Below are 19,257 nucleotides of genomic sequence, written 5' to 3' on the forward strand. Positions count from 1 at the left end.
GCATCGGACCTTTTGGCCCGTAATAGGGTCGCGGCATGCTTGATGCCCTGACGCTCGTGACCGGCGTCGCCGCACTTCTGCTCGCCGCGTGGTGCGGCTGGGCCGCGTACCGTGATCAGCCGACCAAGGACTGGCACTTCATCGGGATGGCCGTGGTGTCCGTGCTGGCCCTCGTCCAGCTGGTGGTCGGGATCGTGCAGTTGGCGCGGGGCGAGAAGCCGGACCAGGGCACGACGATCTTCGTGGCGTACCTGCTGGGCGCATTCGCGTGCATCCCGGTGGCGGGGTTCATGTCGCTGGCCGAGCGGACGCGATGGGGCTCGGTGACGGTCGCCGCCGGCGGTGTCGTGCTGGCGGTGCTCGAGGTGCGGCTCTATGACATCTGGGGAGGCTGAGGTGGCCGTGACGGAGGAGAAGCCGACGCGGCAGCGGCTGATCAGCGGGCCGGGGATGCTGCTGGTCTGGCTGTACGGCGTGATGGTCGTCGGGGCGGTGTCGCGCTCGGCCGTGCAGATTTCCACGGAGTTCGACCGGGCGCCGCTCGCGTATTCGTTGTCCGCGGTGGCGGGGCTCGTCTACGGGTTCATCACGTACTCGCTGGTGCGGGGTGGGGAGACGGCACGCAAGGCCGCACTGGTGTGTTGTGGTGCCGAGCTGGTGGGTGTACTGGCCGTCGGCACATGGACGCTGGTGGAGCCGTCCGCGTTTCCCGACGCGACCGTGTGGTCGGACTTCGGGATGGGGTACGTCTTCATCCCCGTGCTGCTGCCGTTGTCTGCGATGTACTGGCTGCGCAAGGCCGCGCGACAGGGGAATGCCGCCTGAGGGTGTCGGGCGGCATCCGTCACATGTGAGTCGTCACGCCGTTGCCGCGAAAGCCCCCGCAAGCTTTTCCAGGACGATCATCTCCACCCCGTCGGCGCCCTTCGACGTACCCACCGTCTCGTACCCCACCCGGCGGTACAGGCGGAGGTTGCCCTCGCTGCGGTGGCCCGTGTGGAGGCGGAACTTCTTGGCGCCGCGCTCCTCGGCCAGCGCCGACTCGGCGGCACGGAGCAGCCTCGCGCCGATTCCGTGGCCCTGGAGGCGGGGGTGGACGCAGAGCTTGCCGATGGCGGCGGCGCCGTCCTCGGTCACCGAGCCGCGGACCGAGCCGACGACCTCGTCGCCCAGCCGGGCCACGAAGACGCAGTCCGCGAGGACCTCCTCGCGGACGGAGTCCAGGCTCTGGACGAGCGGGTCGATGCGGTAGTTGCCGTACAGAGCGGCCTCGCTCTGGAAGCACAGGTACTGCAGCCTGAAGATCTGCTCCACATCCTGCTCGGTCGCCGCCGAGATGGTCACGCTCATGCCCATGTGCGCACGCCTCCCGCTCACCTGATCACCTGTCGTCCCTCACTCCTATCCCCGCGCTCCGCGGGCCGCAACCTCCGGTGTGAGCAATCGGCGCAGACATCCCAGACATCTGGAACGTTCCGGGCCAAGACTGCCCTGTGACATACCCAACTCCCCCGCGATTTCCCGGTATGTGAGGTCCCGGGGCGACAGGAGGGCCGCCAGCAGACTCGGGCAGCGGCCGGGGAGGCGGCGTACCGCGTCGTGCAGGGCGCGGCGGCGGGCCGAGGCGAGGGCGAGCTGTTCGGGGGTGGGGGCGCCCTCGTCGGCCGGCTCGGCGCCGTACGGTCGTTCGAGCCGGGTCGTACGGCGGGTGCGGCGGGACTCGGAGCGGACGGCGCGGCGGAGCCAGCCGTGCGGGTCGAGGGGCGGGCCCTGGGTGTCCAGGTGCTCCAGGAGACGGAGCCAGACCGCCTGCTCCAGGTCGCCCGGTTCCGCACCGGTGGCATGTGCCTCGGCGGAGGCCTCGGCGGTGAGCAGGGGGCGCAGGGCGGTGACGAGGTCGTGCGTCATATGCAGGGCGACGCCGCCGCCCGGGCTGCGGGTTGCCCGGGCGGCCGGCTGTCACCCCAACCGGGGCCGGTGGCTCAGACGTTGACGAAGTCCTGACGGGCCAGGAGGCCGGTGTCCGGGTTGTCGGTGAAGACGCCGTCCATGCCCGTCGCGAAGTACGCCCGGTACGCGCCGAAGACGTCGCCGTAGGCGTCGGGGTCGGTGCCCTTGCGGAAGTCTGCGGGCAGGAAGGGGTTCTCGTTGCGCATGGTGTACGGGTGCAGGATCAGGCCCGCCGCGTGGGTGTCCTTGACGAGGGTGGTCGGTGCGGTGAGGTTGCCGGCGGAGTCGCGCGGGATGACCAGGTCGAGGGTGGGGCCGATGCCCTGGGCGTAGGAGGCGATCTCCTTGAGGCCCTCGGGGGTGACGAGGTCGGCGACCGTGCGGGGGTCGCCGGTCGCGACGAAGTCCCAGGGGCGGCTGCCCGCGGTGGACAGGAGGACCACCAGCGGGTTGTCCACGAGCTTGTCGAGGCGCTGGATGCTGGTCGGCTCGAAGGACTGGAGGATGACCGGCGAGTTCCTCCTGTCCTTGCCGTACTTGCGCAGCAGAGCGGCGATCCGCTCCTCCAGGCCGAGGCCCAGCTTGCGGAAGTAGGTGGGGTGCTTGGCCTCGGGGTAGATCCAGACCTGCTTGCCGCGCCTGCGGGTCTGCTCGTCCTGCCACTTCAGGACCTCTTCGAAGGTGGGGATCTCCCAGCGGCCGTTGTAGAGGGTGTTGTGCGGGCGGTTGGCCGGGATGCGCTCGACCGCGCGGAGCCTCTTGAGCTCGGCGAGCGTGAAGTCCTCGGTGAACCAGCCGGTGGTGGAGACGCCGTCGAGGACCTTGGTGGTCTTGCGGTCGGCGAACTCGGGGTGGCTCGCCACGTCGGTCGTGCCGCCGATCTCCGGCTCGTGGCGGCAGACGAGGTGGCCGTCCCTGGTGGGCACCAGGTCGCCCGCCTCGACGATGTCGGCGCCCAGGTCGAGGGCGAGCTGGTAGGAGCCGAAGGTGTGCTCCGGGCGGTAGCCGCTGGCGCCCCGGTGGCCGATGATCGTCGGCACGGGCAGGCTCTTCAACCCGCCGCTCCCGTACCCGGTACCGGCAGCTCTCGCCGTGCCCGACAGTCCGAGAACCGCTCCACCGGCTCCGAGCACCGCCGCGCCCAGGAGCGCCCGCCGCCCGGTACCGTCCGTCTGCTCGTTCGACCCCTGCGACCCCTGCGACCCCTGCGACCTCTGCGTTCCCATGAGCGCCCTCCCTGCCGTCGGCTCGTCGATGCGCGCCGATCGTAGGTGGGTGTCCATGGCGGGCGGGAGACCTGCGGCGGAACACGCGGGTGACACGGGATGTCGTATGGGAACAGATGTCTGATGCGCCGTCGGCTTCACGGCCGCGACGCGGGGTACGCGACCTCTGTCACATCGTTCCGTTCGGGTTACCGCCGGGCAACGCGGTGCCGGTGCAGGTAAACGGGCGTCAACAGTGCGTAAGACCTCGGTGAATCCGACGTGCCCGATGTGCGCGACCCCCCGGGCCGCGAGTAATGTCCTCACCTGCACAGACTCATACTGATTCCCTCGCCATTCTCTTGACACCGGAGGGCCCGTTGTCCCGCTTCGCGCTCATCAAGGCAGTGCTCGGACCGATCATGCGCCTGATGTTCCGCCCACAGGTGGAGGGCGCGGAGAACATCCCGGGCGACGGTCCGGTGATCCTGGCCGGGAACCACCTCACGTTCATCGACTCGATGATCATGCCGCTCTTCTGCGACCGGCAGGTCTTCTTCATCGGCAAGGACGAGTACGTCACCGGCAAGGGCGTCAAGGGCCGGCTGATGGCCTGGTTCTTCACGGGCTGCGGCATGATCCCGGTCGACCGGGACGGTGGCCGCGGCGGTGTCGCCGCGCTGATGACCGGCCGCCGGGTGCTGGAGGAGGGCAAGGTCTTCAGCATCTACCCGGAGGGCACGCGCTCCCCGGACGGCCGGCTCTACCGGGGCCGTACGGGCATCGCCCGGCTGGCCATGATGACCGGCGCGCCTGTCGTACCGTTCGCCATCATCGGCACCGACAAGATCCAGCCCGGCGGCGCCGGCATGCCGCGCCCCGGCCGGGTCACGGTCCGCTTCGGCGAGGCGATGGAGTTCTCCCGCTACGAGGGCATGGACCGCGACCGCTACGTCCTGCGGGCGGTGACCGACTCCGTGATGACCGAGGTCATGCGGCTGTCCGGGCAGGAGTACGTGGACATGTACGCCACCAAGGCGAAGGCCGCGTAACGCTCCGCCGGGCCGACCCGGAGCTGCGGTCCGCGGCTGTGTGTCGCCTGCGGGTCCGCCGTGGCTGGTCGCGCAGTTCCCCGCGCCCCTGGGGGCGCGCACCCGGCCCGGCGTTCGTGTCGTCACGTTGGCTGCTCCTCCGGCGATCCGTCGCCACCTAGGGGGCGCTGTCCAGACGTTGGCCTCGTAGCAGGAACCAGGCCGCGACCGCCGCGGCGAGCAGTACCACCGCGCCCACTCCCGCCGCCAGGGCGAGTCCGTCGACGAAGGACGTCCGGGCCGCGTCCAGGAGCGCCTCCGACGTTTGCGCGGGCAAGCCCGCCGCCACCTCCACCGCCCCGCCCAGCGACTCGTGTGCCTCAGGCGGCGTATCCACCGGGCCCCTGAAGTCGCGGTAGACGCCTGTCACGATCGAGCCGAGTACGGCGATGCCCAGGGCGGCGCCGAGTTCGTACGCCGTTTCGGAGACGGCGGACGCGGAGCCTGCCTGTTCCTTGGGTACGGAACCCAGGATCACGTCGGCGGTCACCGTGAAGGAGAAGCCGGCTCCGATGCCGACGAAAAGCAACGCGGTTCCGAGGAGCGGGTAGCCGGTGGACTGGTCGATCACGGTGAGGGAGGCCAGCGCGAGGCCGACGGCCGCGAGGCCGACGGAGACGACGGACCGGACCGAGAAGCGTCGGGCCACCGAGCCGGCGACCAGACCGGCCGCCACCGCGCCGACCGCGGCGGGGAGTTCGGCCAGCCCCGCCTCGAAGGGGCCCCTGTCCTGGACGAGTTGCAGGTACTGGGAGAGGAAGAAGACGAGACCGGACAGGCCGAGGATGGTCAGCAGGTCGGCCAGGACCGCTCCGCTGAAGCCCCGGTCGCGGAACAGCCGCATGTCCAACAGTGGGGTCGGCAGGGTGAGCTGGCGGCGCACGAAGCCGTACAGCGCGCCCGCACCCAGCAGGCCCGCGGTGAGCGTCTCCCAGGTGACGCCGTGGGTGGCGGCCTCCTTGACGGCGTACACGACACCGATCATGCCGACCAGCGACAGCACGACGCTGGTCATGTCCCAGGGGCCGGGACGCGGATTCCGCGACTCGGGCAGCAGCTTGATGCCGACGAGGACCAGGACCGCCATCACGGGCAGGTTGATCAGGAAGACCGAGCCCCACCAGAAGTGTTCGAGCAGGAAACCGCCGACGATGGGCCCGACGGCCGTACCGGCGGAGGCCGTCGCACCCCAGATGCCGACGGCGAGGCTGCGTTCGCGCGGGTCGTGGAAGAGGTTGCGGATCAGGGCGAGGGTGGCCGGCATGAGGGTCGCGCCGGCGACGCCGAGCAGCGCCCGGGCGACGATCATCAACTCGGGTGTCGTGGCATAGGCGTTGAGGACCGACATCGCGCCGAACGCGGTGGCGCCGACGAGCAGGATCCGCTTGCGGCCGATGCGGTCGCCGAGGCTGCCCATGGAGACGAGCAGACCGGCGATGACGAAGGAGTAGACGTCGCCGATCCAGAGGAGCTGGGTGCCGGTGGGCTTCAGGTCCTCGCTGATATAGGGAGTCGCGAGGCCGAGGACGGTCGCGTCCACGGCCACCAGCAGCACGGCGAGCACGAGGACGGACAGCGCGAGCCAACGGCCGGGGCGCTTCACCGCCTCGGTCGGGTTCGCCGGCTGCAGGATGCTGGTCATGATTCCTCTCTCCGTCGTGCGGAATGCCGCAGTACGCCGCCGAGCAGCAGCTCGACGATCATGTGGTGGAAGTCCTTGGGGGCGCCCTTGCCGCTCTGCACCATCCAGGCGCCGGAGGCCAGCAGGCCGAACAGCGCTTCGGTCAGCCAGGCGGGCGTGAGGTCGATGCGGAACTCGCCGTTCAGCTGTCCGCGCCGGAACAGGGCCGAGATCCGGTCGTCGATCTGGGACCAGCCCTCGTGCAGTTCCTCGCCTTCGAACAGCTGGTTCTCGGTGTAGAGGAAGGCGAGCAGACCGGCGGCGGGTTCCACCTCGCGCACCAGGCGCCGTACGGCGTCGCTCGCGGGGCCTTCGTCCAGGCGGGCCGCGTCCAGGCCGGCCTCGCACTCCGCGATACCGAGCGCCTCCAGCGCCCGGACGAGCGCGTCACGCCCGGCGAACTGGCGGTGCAGCGTGGCCCGGCTGATCCCGGCCGCCTTGGCGACCTCGTCCATGGTCGCGGTGGATTTGCGGGTCAGCAGGGCTGCGGCACTGCGCAGTACGTGATCACGATCGACGGCCATGAGACAACGATAGCCCATGTGAGACAACTTTGTCTCACAATGGGCATGAGCGTCTCACCCTCAGGCTGGGTCCGTCGTCAGAACTTTCTCAGTGCCAGGGCAGCTGCCCGCGCTTCTCCCAGTACGTGAGCGGCTCCTCGGCCAGTCCGGCCAGCCGGGTCAGCTGATCCTCGTCCAGGTCCACGACCGCCGCGTGCAGGTTGGAGGCGAGATGATTGACGGTGGCGGCACCGGAGAGGACGACGCCGGCCCAGGGCTGGCGGAGGACGAGTGCGAGGGCGACCGCGTCGCAGCCGAGAGACGTTTCTTCGGCTACGGCCTTCAGGGCGTCCGGCGCGTGCGGGGCCGCGAGGCGCCCGTTGGCCATGCCCTCCTTGACGATCACCGTGAGTCCGGCTTCGTGCGCCTCGGCGAGCGCGGGGGCGGCCGAGGTCTCCAGGGCGTTGTACGTCGACTGGACGGTACGGAAGAGGGACTCGCCGTCGACCGTCACCGCGAGCGCGGCCCGGATCGCGTCGGCCTGGGCGGGGCCGCTCGTGGAGAAGCCGACGGTGAGGCCCTGCGCGGCGGCCTCCGCCAGCTTCGCGTGGAGTTCCTTGTCGGTGAGCGCCGGGCTGTCCGGGGTCACCGAGTGGATCTGGTAGAGGTCGAGCCTCTCGCCGAGCAGTCCGTCGCTCTCGGCGCGCTGCCGTTCGTACGTGGCGAGCGTATGGTCCTTGACCTCGTGCTTCTCGGCGTCGGTGCTCCAGGCCGCGGTGTAGGTGTAGCCCCACTTGCTGCCGACGACGATGTCTTCGATGTCGGGGCGGGCGTTGAGCCAGTCGGCGAGGAACTCCTCGGAGCGGCCGTAGGAGCGCGCCACGTCGAAGTAGCGGACGCCCTGCGCGTAGGCGGCGTCGAGGAGTTCGTGGGTGCGGGCGCGCAGGGCGTCGACACTGCGCACGGGCGGGAGGTCCTGGTCCCGGCCGAGGTTGATGTACCCGGGGCGGCCGACCGCGGCCAGACCCAGACCGATGTGGCAGGTGGGGGTCGTGGCTGAGGCGAGGCGGGCGAAGGGCATCGCGGGCTCCGTTCGGGTCGGCTCCTTGCGGGTCATGACCAACGTAACCGCGATGCCCCCGCTTCACGCGTGCGTGTGCGCCTCATGAGCCGCACGCGCGCGTGGACCCGGAAAAAACTCCACGCGCGCGTGCCCTGCTACTTCTTGTCCTTGGCGGTGGCCCACTCGTGCTGCACCGCCACGTCCGCCTTGACCTCCGCGAGCTGGACGGCGACCGCGCTGGGCGCCGTACCGCCGCGGCCGTCGCGGGAGGCGAGGGCGCCGGGGACGTTGAGGACGGAGCGCACCTCGGGGGTGAGGTGGGCGGAGATCTTCGCGAACTGCTCGTCGGTGAGGCCGTCGAGCTCCTTGCCCTCGGCCTCGGCGACCTTCACGCACTCGCCGGCGACCTCGTGCGCGACCCGGAACGGCACGCCCTGCTTGACCAGCCACTCGGCGATGTCGGTGGCGAGCGAGAAGCCGGCCGGGGCCAGCTCCTCCATGCGCTCGCGGTTGACGGTGAGGGTGGCGATCATGCCGGTGAAGGCGGGGAGCAGGACCTCCAGCTGGTCGCAGGAGTCGAAGACCGGCTCCTTGTCCTCCTGGAGGTCGCGGTTGTAGGCGAGCGGGAGGGCCTTGAGCGTGGCCATGAGGCCGGTCAGGTTGCCGATCAGACGGCCCGACTTACCGCGCGCCAGCTCCGCGATGTCCGGGTTCTTCTTCTGCGGCATGATCGACGAGCCGGTGGAGAAGGCGTCGTGCAGGGTCACGAAGGAGAACTCCTTCGTGTTCCAGAGGATGATCTCCTCCGAGATGCGGGAGAGGTTGACCCCGATCATCGCCGTGATGAAGGCGAACTCGGCGACGAAGTCGCGCGAGGCCGTGCCGTCGATGGAGTTGCCGACGCTGCCGTGCTCGAAGCCGAGGTCCTTGGCGACCGCCTCCGGGTCCAGACCGAGCGAGGAACCCGCGAGGGCGCCCGAGCCGTACGGCGAGACAGCCGTCCGCTCGTCCCACTGGCGCAGGCGCTCGGCGTCCCGGCACAGGGGCTGGACGTGCGCGAGGACGTGGTGGGCGAAGAGCACCGGCTGGGCGTGCTGGAGGTGGGTGCGGCCGGGCATCGCCACGTCCGGGTGGGCCTCCGCCAGGCCGATGAGAGCGTCCTGGAGGTCGGCGATCAGACCGCCGATGATCCGGGCGTGGTCGCGCAGGTACATCCGGAAGAGCGTCGCGACCTGGTCGTTGCGGGAACGGCCGGCACGCAGCTTGCCGCCGAGGTCGGGGCCGAGGCGCTCCAGGAGGCCGCGCTCCAGGGCCGTGTGGATGTCCTCGTCGGCGATGGTGCCGACCAGGACACCGGATGCCACGTCCGCTTCGAGCTGGTCGAGGCCCGCGAGCATCCGGGTCAGCTCGTCCTCCGTGAGCAGCCCCGCCTTGTGCAGCACGCGCGCGTGGGCGCGCGAACCGGCGATGTCGTAGGGCGCGAGCCGCCAGTCGAAGTGGACGGACGCGGACAGCTTCGCCAGGGCCTCGGCGGGACCGTCGGCGAAACGGCCGCCCCAGAGCCGTACGTCACCGCTGTTGCTGCTCACTTGCTCTACTCCTCAAGGCTGTGGATGTGCCGCCGCCTCCCCACCGGGTACGGACGGGGAGGCGGCATTCACGCTATCGGTTACGCGAGGTCCCGTCGGGCTACGCCCGCAGTTGACGCTGCGCCGCGATCTTCGACGACAGGCTGTAGATGTCGATGAAGCCCTTGGCCGCGGCCTGGTCGAAGGTGTCGCCCGTGTCGTACGTCGCCAGGTTGAAGTCGTACAGCGACGACTCGGAGCGCCGGCCGGTGACGACCGCGCGGCCGCCGTGCAGGGTCATCCGGATGTCGCCGGTGACGTGCTGGTTGGCCTCGTTGACGAAGCCGTCCAGGGCCCGCTTGAGCGGGGAGAACCACTGGCCGTCGTAGACCAGTTCGCCCCAGCGCTGCTCGACCTGCCGCTTGTAGCGGGCGAGTTCACGCTCGACGGTGACGTTCTCCAGCTCCTGGTGGGCGGTGATCAGGGCGATCGCGCCCGGAGCCTCGTACACCTCACGGGACTTGATGCCCACGAGCCGGTCCTCGACCATGTCGATCCGGCCGATGCCCTGGGCGCCGGCGCGCTCGTTGAGCTGCTGGATGGCCTGCAGGACGGAGACGGGCCTGCCGTCGACGGCGACCGGGACACCCTCCTTGAAGGTGATGACCACCTCGTCGGCGTCACGGGGCTCGGCCGGGTTCGAGGTGTACTCGTAGATGTCCTCGATCGGGCTGTTCCAGATGTCCTCCAGGAAGCCCGTCTCGACGGCACGTCCGAAGACGTTCTGGTCGATGGAGTACGGGGACTTCTTGGTGGTCGCGATCGGGAGGTTCTTCTCCTCGCAGAACGCGATGGCCTTGTCACGGGTCATCGCGTAGTCGCGGACCGGGGCGATGCACTTCAGGTCGGGGGCGAGGGCGACGATGCCGGCCTCGAAGCGGACCTGGTCGTTGCCCTTGCCGGTGCAGCCGTGGGCGACGGTGGTGGCGCCGTGCTTCGCGGCGGCGGCGACGAGGTGCTTGACGATCGTCGGCCGGGACAGCGCGGAGACCAGCGGGTAGCGGTCCATGTAGAGGGCGTTGGCCTTGATCGCCGGGAGGCAGTACTCCTCGGCGAACTCGTCCTTGGCGTCCGCGACCTCGGCCTCGACCGCGCCGCACGCGAGGGCGCGCTTGCGGATGACGTCCAGGTCCTCGCCGCCCTGACCGACATCGACCGCGACGGCGATGACCTCGGCGCCCGTCTCCTCGGCGATCCAGCCGATGGCGACGGAGGTGTCCAGACCGCCCGAGTAGGCGAGTACGACGCGCTCGGTCACGGGTTTCTCCTCACAGTGCTTCGCTGACATGCATGAGTATGCAGGACTCTGCATGATTCGTCAATCTCGGCGGGGTCGACCACGGACCTCCGGCCGGGGTAGACCGCGAACCCCCCGGGCAGGGTCGGCCAAGAATTTGACGAGCCTTTGAACACGCGAAACCGCTTTCCCGTACCTCTCGCCGAACGCAGGCGCCGCGTTTGTCAACACTGAGACCACCTGACCCGAGTGAGGCATCCGCATGTCCAGGGCTCTTCCGAAGTACAACAAGCGTCGCGTCGCGTTGATCGGCGGCGCCGCCGCGGTGGTCATGACCGGCGCCGTCATCGCCGGTTCCGCGCTCGCCGGGGAGTCGGCGGGGTCGAACAGCGGCAGCACCAACGCCCGGACGCTGGCCGGCCCCGGCACCATCAGCTGCCCGGACGTCGCGTCCCAGCTGCCGGACATCCCGGCCTCCGCGCAGGCCGAGGTCGACCGCAACCTGACCCTGCTCCAGACCCAGATCGACGAGGCCAACAAGCGGCTCGTCGACACCGTCGGCCAGGGCGGAGCCAACTTCGTCCAGAACGCCATCCTCGGCCCCCTGGAGGACAAGCGGATCGCCACCGTCAACCGCATCGCCACCGCGATCGGCCGCACCGCCGAGAAGCCGCAGGGCCTCGACGCGCTCGCGCCGTGCACGCTCAACGCGGACGGCGCCGCCGAGACCGGCGAGGAGGCGGGAGCGGGCGAGGAGGCGGCCGGGGGCGACGAGGCCGAGGCCACGCCGAGCGCGACCGCCTCCGAGGAGGCCGGCGAGGACACCGGCGAGGCGGGCGACACGGGCGACGCCGGCGCGGTGGGCACCATCAGCTGCCCCGACGTCGAGTCGCAGCTGCCCGCGATCCCGGCCTCCGCGCAGGCCGAGGTCGACCGCAACCTGACCCTGCTCCAGACCCAGATCGACGAGGCCAACAAGCGGCTCGTCGACACCGTCGGCCAGAGAACGCCATCCTCGGCCCGCTGGCCGACAAGCGCGCGTCGACCATCGACCGCATCGCCATCTCCATCGGCCGCACCGCCGAGAAGCCCGAGGGTCTGAACTCCCTGGCCGCCTGCACGGTCACCGAGTGACGTGACAGGCGCTGTGGCCGCCCCGTGCGAGCGTCGGCCGGGGCGGCCACGGACGTCTCTGACGTCTCTGATATCCAAATGTCTCGGATACCTCACATGTCTCGGATGTCTCGGATGTCCAGGCGGAAGTGGATCTCGGAATTCCTTAGACAGGCAAAAGACTTACACGCATAATCTTTAGGTATGGGAAAGACCTATGAGCGCATAGACGGCCGGCTCCGCACGTTCATCGAGGAGCAACCCCTTTTCTTCACCGCCTCGGCCCCCCTCTCCGGGGACGGCACGGTGAACCTCTCCCCCAAGGGCCTCAAGGGCTCCTTCGTGATCCTCGACGAACTCACCGTCGCCTACCTCGACTTCGCCGGATCCACCGCGGAGACGATCGCGCACCTGCGCGAGAACGGCCGGATCACCCTGATGTGGTGCGCCTTCCAGGGTCCGCCGAACATCGTTCGCGTCCACGGGCGCGGCGAGCCGGTCTTCCGCGACGACCCGCGCTTCAAGGAACTGCTCGGACACTTCCCGGACATCGACCCGACCCCGCACGGGCTGCGCGCGATCATCGTCGTACGGGCCGAACTCATCCGGGACTCCTGCGGCTACGCGGTGCCGTACATGTCGTACGACGCGGACCGCGAGCTGCACGGCAAGCGTTTCGCACGCGAGGACGACGACTCGCTCAGCAAGTACTTCGCCAAGAAGGACCACATCGCCACGAGCATGGACGGGCTCCCCGGGCTGCCGTTGCCCCTGCGCCCGATTCAGTAGCCAAGGCAGGGAACCGGCCCGAACGGCCCATCCTCACTGCCGTCGCCGCCGCGGGACCGTACGGTCGGTGCCATGCGCTCCGCTGTCGTCGCCGCGTTGGTGTCCGCGTCCCTCCTCGTCCTCGGTGGCCTCGGTGCCGCGCCCGGCGGCGACCCGCCGCTGCCCGCACGGATGGCCGACACCGGGGGCGGCAGCCAGCTGATCACGGCGGTGGCCGCGAGGACCGGCTCGACGTCCGGCACGGTGACGTGGTGGGAGCTGCGGGACGGCCGGTGGCGGAAGGCCGGTTCCGCGAAGGCCCGCTTCGGGGCGAACGGGCTGGTGGAGGGCTCCTCGCGGAAGCAGGGCACGAACACCACGCCGACCGGGCTGTACGACCTTCCGTACGCGTTCGGGATCAAGGCCCCGCCGGGTGGGACGACGTACAAGTACCGGGCGGTGCGGCAGAACTCCTGGTGGTGCCAGGACAACGACTCGCGGTCCTACAACCGGTGGGTCGAGCCGCGTCCCGCGGACTGCGGGGCGGCGGAGGCCGAGCGGCTGATCTCCTACACCACGCAGTACGCGTACGCGCTCGTGGTCGGGTTCAACTACGCCGAGCCGGTGCGGGGTCGGGGCGCCGGGATTTTTCTGCATGTCGACGGGCGTGGGGCCACGGCCGGCTGTGTGTCGGTGTCGGCGGACGCCATGCGGCGGATCCTTGCCTGGGCGGAGCCCGGGAAGGGGCCGCACATCGCGATCGGGACGGTGAGCGGCCGTACGGCGGTCACCCGGTACTGAGTCGCACGGTGAACGTCGTCGATCCCGGGCGGCTGTCCAGCCCTACGCTCCCGCCGTGCGCCTCCACCACCGCCGCCACGATCGACAGGCCCAGGCCCGCGCCGCCGCCGGGGGCGTCCGTTCGGCGGCGGTCGGCGCGGGTGAAGCGTTCGAAGACGGTGGGCCGGATGTCCTCGGGGACACCGGGGCCGTTGTCGTGGACCGTGAGGGTGACTGCCGTGCGGTCGGTCTCCAGCGTCACCGTCACCTTGGTGCCGACCGGCGTGTGCAGACGTGCGTTGGCCAACAGGTTGGCCAACACCTGTTGCAGCCGGTGCGCGTCGCCCGTCACCGTCACCGGGTCCTCCGGGAGTTCCAGCTCCCAGCGATCACCGGGGCCGGCGGCCCGCGCGTCCGTGACGGCGTCCAAAACCAGGCGGGTCAGGTCGACGGGGGCGCGTTCCAGGGGGCGGCCGGCGTCCAGGCGGGCCAGCAGGAGCAGGTCGTCGACCATTTCGCCCATGCGGGACGACTCGGCGGCGATGCGCTCCAGGGCGCGGGTGACCTCGGGCGGGACCGGACTCGGGTGGAGCAGGGCCAGTTCGGCGTGGCCGCGGACCGAGGCGACCGGCGTGCGCAGCTCGTGGCTGGCGTCGGCGGCGAAGCTGCGCAGGCGTTCCTCGCTGGCATGGCGTTTGGTCAGCGCGTCCTCGACGTGGCCGAGCATGAGGTTGAAGGCGCCTGCGACCCGGCCCACCTCGCTGCGCGGGTCCGCCTCGGGGGCGCGTGGCGGCAGGGCCACCTCGCCGCTGGCCAGCGGGAGCTCGCTGACCCGGGTGGCGGTGGCGGCGACCCGGCTCAGCGGGCGCAGGGACCAGCGCACCCAGAGGGCGCCCGCGACGCCGGTGACGGTGAGGGCCGCGCCGAAGACGATCCCGGCGACCAGTTCGAGGCGGTGCACGGTGGCCTCGACGGGTTCCAGGGGCAGGCCGGAGATCAGTACGTCGCCGTCGAGCCCCTTGGCCGCCATGACCCGGTAGTCGTCCAGGGAGGAGAGGTCGACGGTGTGGCCCGTGCCGTCGACGGGGAGCGCGGCGAGCCGCCTCCGGTCCTGGGCGGTCAGGGGGACGTTCCGGGTGCCGGTGGGGCGGACGACCGCCGCGTTGGTCACCGTGCCGTCGAGCAGCCGGGCGCCGAAGGTGCCGGTCGCCTGGCGGCGGGTGTCGCCGTGCTCGTCGCCGTCGTGGTCGTCGGGCAGCCGGCCGCCGTGCTCCAGGCTCGCCGGGAACCTGGTCCCGACCTCGCCCAGCTGCTCGTCGAGACGGTTGATGAGGAAGCCGTTCAGCTCGATCACGGCGGCCACGCCGACGGCGGCACAGCTGACCGCCAGCAGCACGACCAGGCCGACGGTGAGCCGGGCCCGGAGGGTGTGCGGGCGGGGCAGACGCCTCGCCCACCGCGCCCTCACAGGGCCACCGGCTTCAGCACGTAGCCGGCCCCGCGCACTGTGTGGATCATCGGTTCGCGGCCCGCGTCCACCTTCTTGCGCAGGTAGGAGATGTACAGCTCGACGACATGGGCGCGGCCGCCGAAGTCGTAGGACCAGACCCGGTCGAGGATCTGCGCCTTGCTCAGCACGCGGCGCGGGTTGCGCATCAGGAAGCGGAGGAGTTCGAACTCCGTCGGTGACAGCTCGATCAGCTCGCCCGCGCGGGTCACCTCACGGGCCTCCTCGTCCATGACCAGGTCGCCCACCGTCAGCCGCGGCCCCTCCTCCAGCTGGCGGGCCATGCCCGCGCGGCGCAGCAGTCCGCGGATCCGGGCGATTACCTCCTCCAGGCTGAAGGGCTTGGTGACGTAGTCGTCGCCGCCCGCCGTGATGCCCGCGATCCGGTCCTCCACCGCGTCGCGCGCGGTGAGGAAGAGCACGCAGACGTCCGCCTTCACGGTGTGCAGGGCGCGCAGCACGGCGAAGCCGTCGGTGTCGGGGAGCATCACGTCCAGGACGACCGCGTCGGGCATCAGCTCGCGGGCCGCGGTGAGGGCGGACGCCCCGTCGCCGGCCGCGCGGACCAGCCAGCCCTCGTAGCGCAGGGCCCCGGACAGCACCTCGGCGAGGTCGGGGTCGTCGTCGACGACGAGGACGCGCAGGGGCGTGCCGTCGGGGCGGGTGAGGGCGGGGCGGCCGGAGCGGGTGGTGTTCATGACGTTCACCAGCATCGCCCCTCGCGGGGGCGCTGCGGGGCACCGGACGCTCTGAGTTTCCTCTGAGTGGGCTGGGCGGGGTACCGGTTGAGAGCTTGCTGAGAGCTTCCGCCCGCACAGTGGCGTTCCGGACGTCGAAGACAGCGGAAGGGACGCACCCATGACCACCGTGTACGAGCAGCGGACGGCACCACCCGTGCCGCTCGCCGCGCGGCGCTCCCCCGCGGGCCCGGTGCTCGCCCTGCTCTGGGCGGGTGCCGGGGCGGCCGTCGCGGCCTGGTGGCTGAACGCCGGGCCGGTGGTCGGCACGGCGGGCGTGCTGACGAACGCCGGGCGGATCGCCGGGCTGCTGTGCGGGTACGCCTGCGCCGTGCTGGTCGGGCTGATGGCCCGCGTGCCGCTCCTGGAACGCCGGATCGGGTCCGACCGCGTGGCGCGCTGGCACGCGATGGCCGGGCGCTACACCGTCTGCCTGCTGGTCGCGCATCTCGTGCTGATCCTGGCCGGGTACGCCGCCCAGGACGGTGCGTCGATCCTGCACGAGACCGCGACGGTCGTCCTGGACTATCCGGAGATGCTGAAGGCCACCATCGGCACCCTGATCCTCTTCGCGGTCGGCATCACCTCGGCGCGGGCCGTGCGGCGCCGGGTCACATACGAGTTCTGGTACTACGTCCACCTGCTCACCTACGCGGCCGTCTTCCTCGCCTTCTTCCATCAGGTCCAGCTGGGTTCCGACCTCGCGGGCGGCAGCCCCGCTCAAGTCGCCTGGTACGCGCTGTACTTGGGGGTCGCCGCCCTGGTGCTGTGGTTCCGGATCCTCGCTCCGGTGCGGCTGAACCTGCGGCACCGGCTGCGGGTCGAGTCCGTGCACCGGGAGGCGCCGGGCGTGTGGTCCGTCGTCGTGCGGGGGCGGCGGCTCGATCAACTCGGGGCACAGGCGGGGCAGTTCTTCCGCTGGCGGTTCCTGGCCGAGGGCATGCGCTGGACCTCGACGCCGTACTCCCTGTCGGCGCCGCCGCGCGCCGACCGGATGCGGATCACCGTCAAGGCGCTCGGCGACCACAGCGCGGCCGTGCCCCTGCTGCGGCCGGGCACGCGGGTGTGGGCGGAGGGGCCGTACGGGTCGCTGACCGCCGAGCGGCGGACCGCGGCGAAGGTCCTGCTGATCGGCGGGGGCGTCGGCATCACCCCGTTGCGGGCCCTGTTCGAGACCCTGCCGGGCGAGGTCACCCTCCTCTACCGCGCGCGTACGGCCGAAGACCTCGCCCTGGGCGGGGAGTTGGAGGCCGTCGCGCGATGGCGCGGCTCGCGGGTGCTGTACGCGCTCAACGGGCCGGACGGGCAACGTCCGAGCATCACCGCGGACTCCCTGCGCGCGGCCGTACCGGACGTCGCCGGGCACGACGTGTACGTCTGCGGGCCGCACGGCTTGGCGCAGGAGCTGTACGAGGCGTTGCGCGCCGCCGGAGTGCCCGACCGGCGTATCCACCACGAGTCGTTCGAGCTCTGAGATTTGTGAGGCCCTGGAAGTGCACGCGTTGAAGAAGACCCGCCCCCTGCGCCGCATCGTGCTGGCGAGTGCCGCCACCGTCTCCGGGATGGTGCTGCTCCTGTCGCTGAAGCCGCACACGACGCCGCAGGTCGCCGTGGCGGCCCCCTCGGCCGCCCCGTCCGCAGGATCCACCGGGTCCGCGACCGGCACGAAGACCGTCGACGGCGAATCCGTGCAGACCCGTTGGGGCCCGGTTCAGGTCCGTGTCACCCTCGAGAACGGCAGGCTCACGGACGTCACAGCCGTCGTCTACCCCGCGGACAACCCCCGGGACCAGGAGATCAACAGTTACGCCCTCCCCCGGCTGCGAAGTGAGGCCCTCACCGCGCAGAGTGCCGACATCGACACGGTGTCGGGTGCCACGTACACAAGTGACGGTTACCGCCAGTCACTCCAGTCCGCACTGGACTCGGCAGGCGGCTGAACACACGGCCGTCTCGGCACGTATCTGAGGGCCAAGGGACCACGCCACCCCCCTTGCCCCGCCCTCGGAGGAACCGTGACCACCACGCTCGCAGGCGGCCGCGCCGCCCGCCGCCAGACGATGCGCCGCATCCGCCCGCGCCGCTCCCCGGCGACCCTGCTGCTGCTCGCCGTGTGGGGCGGAGCGGTGGGTGTGCTGTGGCTGTGGTGGGCCAACACCCCGTCCATCAGCGACAACAACGGCAAGATCCTCAACGCGGGCCGGATCACCGGTCTGCTCGCCGGGTACCTCATGGCGCTGGTGGTGCTGCAGATGGCCCGGGTGCCGGCGCTGGAGCGCCGGGTGGGCTCCGACCGGGTGGCGCGCTGGCACGCGATGAGCGGCCGCTACACGCTCTGCCTGACGATCGCCCACGTCTTCCTGATCATGTGGGGCTACGCCCTCCAGGCCGGCAAGGGCCTCGGCGACATCGTCCAGCAGACGATGGACTCCATCAACCAGCTGCCGGACATGGGCAAGGCCGCGATCGGCACCGGCCTGCTGTTCCTCATCGGGCTGCTCTCGATCGGCCCGGTCCGCCGCAGGATTCCGTACGACACCTGGTACCACGTGCACCTGCTGACGTACGCGGCGGTGTTCCTGACGTTCTGGCACCAGCTCACCACCGGGAACGAGTTCGCCGTCGAACCGGCCGCGAAGACCGTCTGGTACGGGCTGTACGGCTCGGTGACGGCGCTGGTGATCTGGTACCGGATCCTCACCCCGATCCGGCTGAACCTGCGACACCGGATGTACGTGGCGGCGGTCATCGAGGAGACTCCGGGCATCGTGTCGGTGCTGATCGGCGGGCGGAAGCTGCACCGGATGGGCGCGGAGGCGGGTCAGTTCTTCCGCTGGCGGTTCCTGGCGCCGGGGATGCGGTTCAGCTCGCACCCGTACTCGCTGTCGGCGGCGCCCCGCCCCGACATGCTGCGGATCACGGTGAAGGCGATCGGCGACCACAGCGAACGGCTGCGCGAGCTGACGCCCGGCACCAAGGTGTGGGCCGAGGGCCCGTACGGCGCGCTGACCGCCTCCCGCCGCAGCCGCGGCAAGGTGCTGCTGGTCGCGGGCGGCGTCGGGATCACCCCGATGCGGGCGCTGTTCGAGACGCTGCCCGGCGCGGCCGGTGACATCACCCTGCTCTACCGGGCCAACAGCACCCACGACCTGGCCCTGTGGGACGAGCTGGCCACCATCGCGGACGAGCGCGGGGCCCGGCTGATGTACGCGGTCAACAGCCCGGACGGGGAACGCCCCGACATCTCCGCGGAGCGGCTGCGGCAGAAGCTGCCGGACATCGACAACCACGACGTCTTCATGTGCGGGCCGCCCGGGTTCGCGCAGTCCGTGTACGAAGCACTGCGCGGCGCGGGTGTGCCCGCCCGCCGCATCCATCACGAGTCGTTCGAGATGTGAGCGACGGGACTTCAGGAGCTGTAGAAGCGATGAGGAAGAGTCACCCCATCCGACGTGTCGTGCTCGCGACCGCCGCCACCGTGTCCGGTGTCGTGCTGCTGCTGTCACTGAAACCGTCGTCCGACCCCGCCGCCTCGGCGGCGGGCGGGGCGGCCTCACAGCCGCCGGTCGCGGGGCAGGAGTCGGCCCAGGGCGGCGCCCAGGCCGCCGGGACCGGGATGGTCACCGGGGACGCCAGCCAGACCCAGTACGGCGCCGTCCAGGTCCGGCTGACCGTCGCCAACGGCAAGATCACCAAGGCCGAGACGGTTCAGGCACCCAAGGGCGGCCAGAGCGACCAGATCACCGCCAACGCCGTACCCAAGCTCAACCAGGCGACGGTGGCCGCGCAGAGCGCCGAGATCGACGCGGTGTCCGGAGCGACGTACACCAGCGCCGGCTACAAGAAGTCGCTGCAGTCGGCCATCGACAAGGCGAACGCGAGCGCGGGATCGTCGCAGGACCAGGACTCGGGCAGCACCCAGGCCAAGACCGTCACCGGCACCGCCGCCCAGACCCAGTACGGCGCCGTCCAGGTCCGCATCACGGTCAGCGGC

19 protein-coding genes and 1 pseudogene are annotated in these 19,257 nt (G+C 70.9%); 10 read left to right on the top strand and 10 right to left on the bottom strand.

Translation table 11 applies throughout. The features are described 5' to 3' along the window. Positions 1 to 35 precede the first annotated feature (35 nt). Positions 36 to 395, top strand: coding sequence for a hypothetical protein (locus ADK57_RS08110; RefSeq protein WP_053748673.1), 360 nt, complete (start codon positions 36 to 38; stop codon positions 393 to 395). Beyond that, positions 376 to 825, top strand: coding sequence for a hypothetical protein (locus ADK57_RS08115; protein ID WP_053748674.1), 450 nt, complete (start codon positions 376 to 378; stop codon positions 823 to 825). The genes ADK57_RS08110 and ADK57_RS08115 overlap by 20 nt, the downstream gene beginning before the upstream one ends. A gap of 33 nt (positions 826 to 858) precedes the next feature. On the opposite strand, the gene ADK57_RS08120 is transcribed toward ADK57_RS08115, so the two are convergent. From ADK57_RS08120 to ADK57_RS08130, 3 genes are all read right to left on the bottom strand, one after another. Next, the gene (locus ADK57_RS08120) at positions 859 to 1,356 is read right to left on the bottom strand and encodes a GNAT family N-acetyltransferase (protein WP_053748675.1); all 498 of its coding nucleotides are present in this window, start codon (positions 1,354 to 1,356) and stop codon (positions 859 to 861) included. Positions 1,357 to 1,401: 45 nt separating this feature from the next. Then, entirely contained in the window at positions 1,402 to 1,908 is a 507-nt protein-coding gene (locus ADK57_RS08125) for a sigma-70 family RNA polymerase sigma factor (RefSeq protein WP_053748676.1), read from the bottom strand. Between the two features lie 74 nt (positions 1,909 to 1,982). Further along, positions 1,983 to 3,176 carry a glycerophosphodiester phosphodiesterase gene (locus ADK57_RS08130; RefSeq protein ID WP_053748677.1) on the bottom strand — a complete coding sequence of 398 codons (1,194 nt, stop codon included), beginning with the start codon at positions 3,174 to 3,176 and terminating at the stop codon, positions 1,983 to 1,985. Between the two features lie 410 nt (positions 3,177 to 3,586). Between ADK57_RS08130 and ADK57_RS08135 the strand changes: the two genes are divergently transcribed. After that, positions 3,587 to 4,207 (top strand): lysophospholipid acyltransferase family protein, encoded by a 621-nt coding sequence (locus ADK57_RS08135; protein ID WP_234390023.1) that lies wholly within the window; start codon positions 3,587 to 3,589, stop codon positions 4,205 to 4,207. Positions 4,208 to 4,364: 157 nt separating this feature from the next. On the opposite strand, the gene ADK57_RS08140 is transcribed toward ADK57_RS08135, so the two are convergent. From ADK57_RS08140 to ADK57_RS08160, 5 genes are all read right to left on the bottom strand, one after another. Further along, positions 4,365 to 5,888 (bottom strand): MFS transporter, encoded by a 1,524-nt coding sequence (locus tag ADK57_RS08140; protein WP_053748679.1) that lies wholly within the window; start codon positions 5,886 to 5,888, stop codon positions 4,365 to 4,367. Beyond that, a complete protein-coding gene (locus tag ADK57_RS08145) occupies positions 5,885 to 6,451 on the bottom strand; it encodes a TetR/AcrR family transcriptional regulator (RefSeq protein ID WP_053748680.1) in 567 nt (188 codons plus the stop codon). The genes ADK57_RS08140 and ADK57_RS08145 overlap by 4 nt, the downstream gene beginning before the upstream one ends. Before the next feature lie 88 nt (positions 6,452 to 6,539). Further along, complete coding sequence (locus ADK57_RS08150) at positions 6,540 to 7,511, bottom strand: aldo/keto reductase (RefSeq protein WP_053748681.1); 972 nt, start codon at positions 7,509 to 7,511, stop codon at positions 6,540 to 6,542. Between the two features lie 137 nt (positions 7,512 to 7,648). Next, positions 7,649 to 9,082 carry an argininosuccinate lyase gene (gene argH / locus ADK57_RS08155; RefSeq protein ID WP_053748682.1) on the bottom strand — a complete coding sequence of 478 codons (1,434 nt, stop codon included), beginning with the start codon at positions 9,080 to 9,082 and terminating at the stop codon, positions 7,649 to 7,651. Between the two features lie 100 nt (positions 9,083 to 9,182). Beyond that, positions 9,183 to 10,379, bottom strand: a complete 1,197-nt coding sequence (locus tag ADK57_RS08160) for an argininosuccinate synthase (RefSeq protein WP_053748683.1) — start codon at positions 10,377 to 10,379, stop codon at positions 9,183 to 9,185. Between the two features lie 241 nt (positions 10,380 to 10,620). On the opposite strand from ADK57_RS08160, the pseudogene ADK57_RS08165 reads away from it, so the two are divergent. The 3 genes and pseudogenes from ADK57_RS08165 (at position 10,621) to ADK57_RS08175 (ending at position 13,040) form a co-directional block, all read left to right on the top strand. Next, positions 10,621 to 11,492, top strand: a pseudogene (locus ADK57_RS08165) (hypothetical protein). Between the two features lie 183 nt (positions 11,493 to 11,675). After that, positions 11,676 to 12,260, top strand: a complete 585-nt coding sequence (locus ADK57_RS08170) for a pyridoxamine 5'-phosphate oxidase family protein (protein ID WP_053748684.1) — start codon at positions 11,676 to 11,678, stop codon at positions 12,258 to 12,260. 72 nt (positions 12,261 to 12,332) lie between these two features. Further along, positions 12,333 to 13,040 (top strand): L,D-transpeptidase family protein, encoded by a 708-nt coding sequence (locus tag ADK57_RS08175; protein ID WP_053748685.1) that lies wholly within the window; start codon positions 12,333 to 12,335, stop codon positions 13,038 to 13,040. On the opposite strand, the gene ADK57_RS08180 is transcribed toward ADK57_RS08175, so the two are convergent. Together ADK57_RS08180 and ADK57_RS08185 are read right to left on the bottom strand one after the other, a co-directional pair. Next, positions 13,027 to 14,487, bottom strand: a complete 1,461-nt coding sequence (locus ADK57_RS08180) for a sensor histidine kinase (protein ID WP_053748686.1) — start codon at positions 14,485 to 14,487, stop codon at positions 13,027 to 13,029. The two genes, ADK57_RS08175 and ADK57_RS08180, sit on opposite strands and share 14 nt — an antisense overlap. Next, entirely contained in the window at positions 14,484 to 15,224 is a 741-nt protein-coding gene (locus ADK57_RS08185; protein ID WP_053748698.1) for a response regulator transcription factor, read from the bottom strand. The genes ADK57_RS08180 and ADK57_RS08185 overlap by 4 nt, the downstream gene beginning before the upstream one ends. 160 nt (positions 15,225 to 15,384) lie before the next feature. Here ADK57_RS08185 and ADK57_RS08190 point away from each other — a divergent pair, with 160 nt between their 5' ends. From ADK57_RS08190 to ADK57_RS08205, 4 genes are all read left to right on the top strand, one after another. Beyond that, entirely contained in the window at positions 15,385 to 16,737 is a 1,353-nt protein-coding gene (locus ADK57_RS08190) for a ferric reductase-like transmembrane domain-containing protein (protein WP_053748687.1), read from the top strand. A gap of 19 nt (positions 16,738 to 16,756) precedes the next feature. Then, a complete protein-coding gene (locus ADK57_RS08195) occupies positions 16,757 to 17,203 on the top strand; it encodes an FMN-binding protein (RefSeq protein WP_053748688.1) in 447 nt (148 codons plus the stop codon). Positions 17,204 to 17,278: 75 nt separating this feature from the next. After that, a complete protein-coding gene (locus tag ADK57_RS08200) occupies positions 17,279 to 18,661 on the top strand; it encodes a ferric reductase-like transmembrane domain-containing protein (RefSeq protein WP_053748689.1) in 1,383 nt (460 codons plus the stop codon). A gap of 29 nt (positions 18,662 to 18,690) precedes the next feature. Continuing rightward, a partial coding sequence (locus ADK57_RS08205) for an FMN-binding protein (RefSeq protein ID WP_199830501.1) occupies positions 18,691 to 19,257 on the top strand: 567 nt, incomplete at its 3' end.

The sequence above is a fragment of the Streptomyces sp. MMG1533 genome (assembly GCF_001279775.1).
Taxonomy (GTDB): domain Bacteria; phylum Actinomycetota; class Actinomycetes; order Streptomycetales; family Streptomycetaceae; genus Streptomyces.